This window comes from Candidatus Symbiopectobacterium sp. NZEC135 (assembly GCF_025962695.1).
Genome location: NZ_JAGFPF010000124.1, coordinates 1 through 4,606 on the forward strand (window position 1 = coordinate 1; position 4,606 = coordinate 4,606).

At 39.8% G+C, this 4,606-nt stretch carries 2 protein-coding genes and 4 pseudogenes; 1 reads left to right on the plus strand and 5 read right to left on the minus strand.

Annotation, left to right across the window (positions count from 1 at the left end):
* The 5 genes and pseudogenes from J5224_RS23420 to J5224_RS23440 all read right to left on the minus strand — a co-directional run.
* Positions 1-371, minus strand: a pseudogene (locus J5224_RS23420) (hypothetical protein); the annotation flags it as partial.
* 294 nt (positions 372-665) lie between these two features.
* Positions 666-1,085: a hypothetical protein gene (locus J5224_RS23425; protein ID WP_264627642.1), complete on the minus strand. Its 420-nt coding sequence runs from the start codon at positions 1,083-1,085 to the stop codon at positions 666-668.
* Positions 1,086-1,571: 486 nt separating this feature from the next.
* The gene (locus J5224_RS23430) at positions 1,572-2,129 is read right to left on the minus strand and encodes a phage tail protein (RefSeq protein WP_264627643.1); all 558 of its coding nucleotides are present in this window, start codon (positions 2,127-2,129) and stop codon (positions 1,572-1,574) included.
* Between the two features lie 741 nt (positions 2,130-2,870).
* A pseudogene (locus J5224_RS23435) lies at positions 2,871-3,453 on the minus strand (Rpn family recombination-promoting nuclease/putative transposase); the annotation flags it as partial.
* Positions 3,454-3,527: 74 nt separating this feature from the next.
* Positions 3,528-3,791, minus strand: a pseudogene (locus J5224_RS23440) (serine recombinase); the annotation flags it as partial.
* 64 nt (positions 3,792-3,855) lie between these two features.
* On the opposite strand from J5224_RS23440, the pseudogene J5224_RS23445 reads away from it, so the two are divergent.
* Positions 3,856-4,606, plus strand: a pseudogene (locus J5224_RS23445) (IS3 family transposase); the annotation flags it as partial.

The window sequence follows — 4,606 nt, forward strand, 5'->3', positions numbered from 1 at the left end:
ATCGTATCTGAAACTGAATAGAAATCTTCGGTAGCTCTTATTGTGTAAAGATAAGCAACATTATTTTCCGCTATATCCATTAGATCATATGAAAAACCTCTGGCTATTTGTGGATTGGAACTTGTAGGTATAAATGCATCATTTCTGGTTCCAATAGCGGCCCTTCTTCCAGATAAGCCAAGAACATGAGCATTGAAGTTAATATTTACACCATTATCTCCACTCTCTGACCATGAAGAAAAACCATTCTTAAAAACCTCTTCGGGAGGTCGATTATCACCTCTATAAACCTTTTTCACTGGGAGGGAGTATACCAATGATGAAAACATTGCTATTAAAAATAAAAATAGTATTTTTTTTAGTGCTTTCATGTGTAACCTCATTATATGTATATGTGAATTCACTAAGGTGTATTTAGAAATTTCCATTTTTATTTTATTAAATAATAATTCAATCAAATACCATCTCATAAGAATAGCTAATTGATACCAAACAAACACAGACACTAATAACCAAAAACGCTCAACCAAAAAATTACATAATTTTAAAAATCAATATGAACAATGTAACCTATATTAAAGTAATATCGTAATTAACCTAAAAAAGCATTGTTGATTTAGATCACAAAAAATAGTATATAAGCACACTCAATGGATTTATTATTTTTACGGTTTTTCTTGATCTAACGTAATAGCTTTTATCTCTTTTGGATTATCGTCGGATTTGTCAAATAAAACATCAACGCGAGTTCTCGTCGTCATCGACTCCATAGCTATATTAAACATAGCCAACCCAGAATAGCTATTACATTTCCATATTCCTAATTGCTCTACAGTGTTATCATACCTAGCATCAGCATTTCTTGTGAGATAAGTAACCATACAGTGACAATATCCATCTATATTTGCTCGTAACATGGTTATAATACCACTTATTTTTTTGTTAAAATCCATAGTAAAGACTTTATCCGGCGTGCAATCTTTCACTGTCGCATAAGAGGATACTGAAAACAATAACAATAACAATAACAATAACAATAACAATTGGCTATTATTTGTGCCGAATGCATGTGCTTTATTTTTCATATATACCACACAAAGATTAACGTAAGTTTACCAGCAATAAAAACATGCTGTTTTCATTGTTTATTCATTAATGAAATAAATTTTATTTCATCGGAAGCACTATAGCAAATATCCACTGTTATTCCTGCCAACCAAGATGTTTTAAGAAGATCATATATATAAGAAGAGCTACTGCTTACATTGTAAATGTACAGATGGTTAGATTTTCCACTTATATACACATGGATTTTATCTCCACCTGAAAAAACATAAAGCCCATCAATTATAGCATTTTTATAAAAATTACCTTTAAATGATGACGCACAGTCTGTTTCCTGACCTATTCTAGATTCACCAAACGGAGCAGTAGTTCCATGAGCATGGAATGTAACTAGAAAAATAAAAAATACATATAAATTTTTAGTTTCATATCATACACCATCCGTCAAAAAAGTGCTATGAATATAATCTCTATATTTTATGAGATTTTGTCACAGATGCAAAATGTTATTTATTTAATAAGCCTTTGTACATTATGTATGCAAGTATAAAATATGGTGGCATTATATCGACATCATGCCTGTGAGTTTTATCATTAAACTCTACTTTATGTGAATGCCCTTTACTGCCACCGACAGACTCAGTAATAGGAGCTACACGATTATTCTTTGTATTATTCAGTGCTCCACCATTTATCCAGCTATCTTTTAATGGAACGTTCCAATAACCAAAACCGAATGCATAATTTATATCATAGATGTCTCCCTGCTTATGATTATGATTAGGAAGTTCGCTAATAGATAAGCTATGTTCTAAAACTTCCACACTTATATTTGACTCTGAAAATTCAGTGTATTGTTTTATTCTGTATACGCCGTCCGATGCATTCTTTATTATTTCTTTTTCACTTCCAGCACCCACATTATTTATTCCTCCACCTAATATGAATTTATCTATAAGATTAGGGGTTCCATTTTTACCATCGCACAATAGCCACCCATCAGGTATTTCATTTCCGAAAAAAATAATAATAGTTCCGATAGGTAAAGTTGTTGTTAATGTCATAGTTTCTCTATCCCTTTAAAAGGTTAATTTAACAGTAACTAACTAATAAGGTTGTTTACTCTGTGTTACGGTAAGTGACAAATTAGTTGGTACTCTGGTTAATTTAGGCTGCCTGTATTTCCCATTACGTGTTCAGCATGACTTCACCTATCGGTTGCCAGTTTAGTGCCCTGCCTAACCGACGTTCAATTAGGAACTTCTTTCTCGAAAAAAGAATAACCTTTCCAATTGGAAAATTATTTCTGTACTATATATTACCGTATTTTTTAATAGGCCAAACTCACAACACCCAACCAACGTGAGCATTAACCAAATTTTACTTGTAACATTATTGATAATAGCAGAGATTCCAGAATTATCTGCATGCGTATAAAAACAGATGAAAATTATGTTTTTTTTGATTTTTTTTATATTTAATTTTAGCGTATTGTTTTTTTATTTGTTGTAATGCTAAACATTTCAAATGATACAAAATTTAATATCAATAGATGTGAAATTAATAATTTGATCTCCGTCAACATTTACGTTTTACATTGTAAGCGCGTTGTAAGTAGGGGACCGTTTAAATAACGTTGCCAGACAAAGTTCTTTGCTTTCAGCCAACTGGGTTTTCAATAAGGCATGGCGGGCTGCCTGAGCCGGAGATGGGGTCCGCTTGGAAAACGGAATCTATGGTCACTCCCGTTTTTGCAACACCGATTTCGACGATAAGTTGGCTTGCTTGAATCTATCCGGCGTCTTAATGGGAGCCAGCCGATCGACCAGTTCTGCCAGGTCCCGCTGATGAATATGTTTCTGCAGTAACGTCAGAGCAGCCATACTGCGATGACCGGCGATTTCATCATCCGAAATGACGGTCACATCAACCAGCGGGAAAGCATTGCTGTAGAGTTTTCCAGCCAGAGCCGGATCGTCAAACTCATCCAGCCATCGGGTGGAGTACGGATACGGGCTGCGTTTACCGGTATAGAACAGCACCGGTATCACCAATGGCAGTGTCTTATGGCCCGCGTCGAGATGACGCTGCATGGCGGATAAGGCGAAAGGCCATATGCCTGTCGGGCATCGACTGGTGCTCCACAAGAACGTGAATGTATCCATCGCCGGCAGAAGTTTTCAGGCTGTAGAGCACGTCGCTGAAATACTGGCGCAGATCATCCTCAACGAACGAGCCGGATTCCAGTTTCAGCGTGCTGAGATCGCAGACTGCGCGGAGTTCCGCAGGCAGGTGGATTTCCATGAAATCCCTGGCAATATCCGGCTGCGTCAGGAACTGCCTGAACGTGGCATCGTGGGGAGTGGGTGTGCAGCTTTTCTTTCTCATCAGTCCTGCCCCTGAAAAATAACCGGCATATGTTACCACGCCACCTGAGTCTGTTTGCCAGGAAGTCATCCCGGTTATTTATTCCGGGTATTGCCGGTCTCCGGTTCCACCTTCTGAGCATTGCAGACCCGGATAACCGTCATTTTAGAAACGCCGGCCAGACGAGCTGTTTCACGTAAGGATTTACCGTGAGCCAGGCGCAGTGTACGTATCAGCTCGTGTTTCTGCACATCGGCTACCCTGCCCCGGTATTTGCCCTCGGTTTTCGCTTTACTGATGCCTTGCGCCTGGCGGCGTCTTCGGTCTTCATAGTCCTTTCTGGCAATGGCAGCCAACATTGAATCGCTACTGGTTTGTTAGACACCTCAGAGTCATTTAAAATGGCTTAAAAATGAGGTGCCCATGAGCGGTAAACGTTATCCCGACGAGTTTAAAATTGAAGCGGTCAAACAGGTTGTTGATCGTGGTCATTCCGTTGCAAGCGTGGCAACACGCCTTGATATCACCACTCACAGTCTTTATGCGTGGATAAAGAAGTATGGCCCAGATTCTTCGGCCAATCAGGAACAGTCAGATGTTCAGGCCGAGATCCGACGGCTCCAGAAAGAATTGAAAAGGGTGTTGCGTTGACAGATTGAATCTACAGCGGCGTACTTCGCAAAGCTGTCCGACTGAGGTACGTCTTTATCCGTGACAACAGTCGTGACTTTCCGGTTCGTTTGCTCTGCCGTGTTTTGGATGTTCATCCGAGTGGTTTCTATGCCTGGCTTCAGCAGCCCCATTCACGGCGATACCACACAGACCAGAAGCTGACCGGGCTGATTAAGCAGTTTTGGCTTGAATCTGGGTGTGTATATGGCTATCGCAAAATTCACCTGGATTTACGCGATACGGGTGAACAGTGTGGGGCGAACCGGGTCTGGCGTCTGATGCACGGTGCAGGAATAAAGGCTCAAGTCGGTTATCACAGTCCAAGATCGTACAAAAGCGAGCATTGTGGCACCCAACAAGCTCCAGAGACAATTTAACCCGATGGCACCGGATGAACGCTGGGTGACAGATATTACGTATGTTAGAACACATGAAGGTTGGTTATATCTTGCGGTAGTGGTCGACCTGTTTTCCCGTAAAATCATTGGCTGGTCGATGCAGG

Excerpts from the sequence above, each read along its gene's own strand:
- J5224_RS23430 (WP_264627643.1), bottom strand. The coding sequence starts at position 2,129 with ATGACATTAACAACAACTTTACCTATCGGAACTATTATTATTTTTTTC.
- J5224_RS23425 (WP_264627642.1), bottom strand. The coding sequence starts at position 1,085 with ATGAAAAATAAAGCACATGCATTCGGCACAAATAATAGCCAATTGTTA.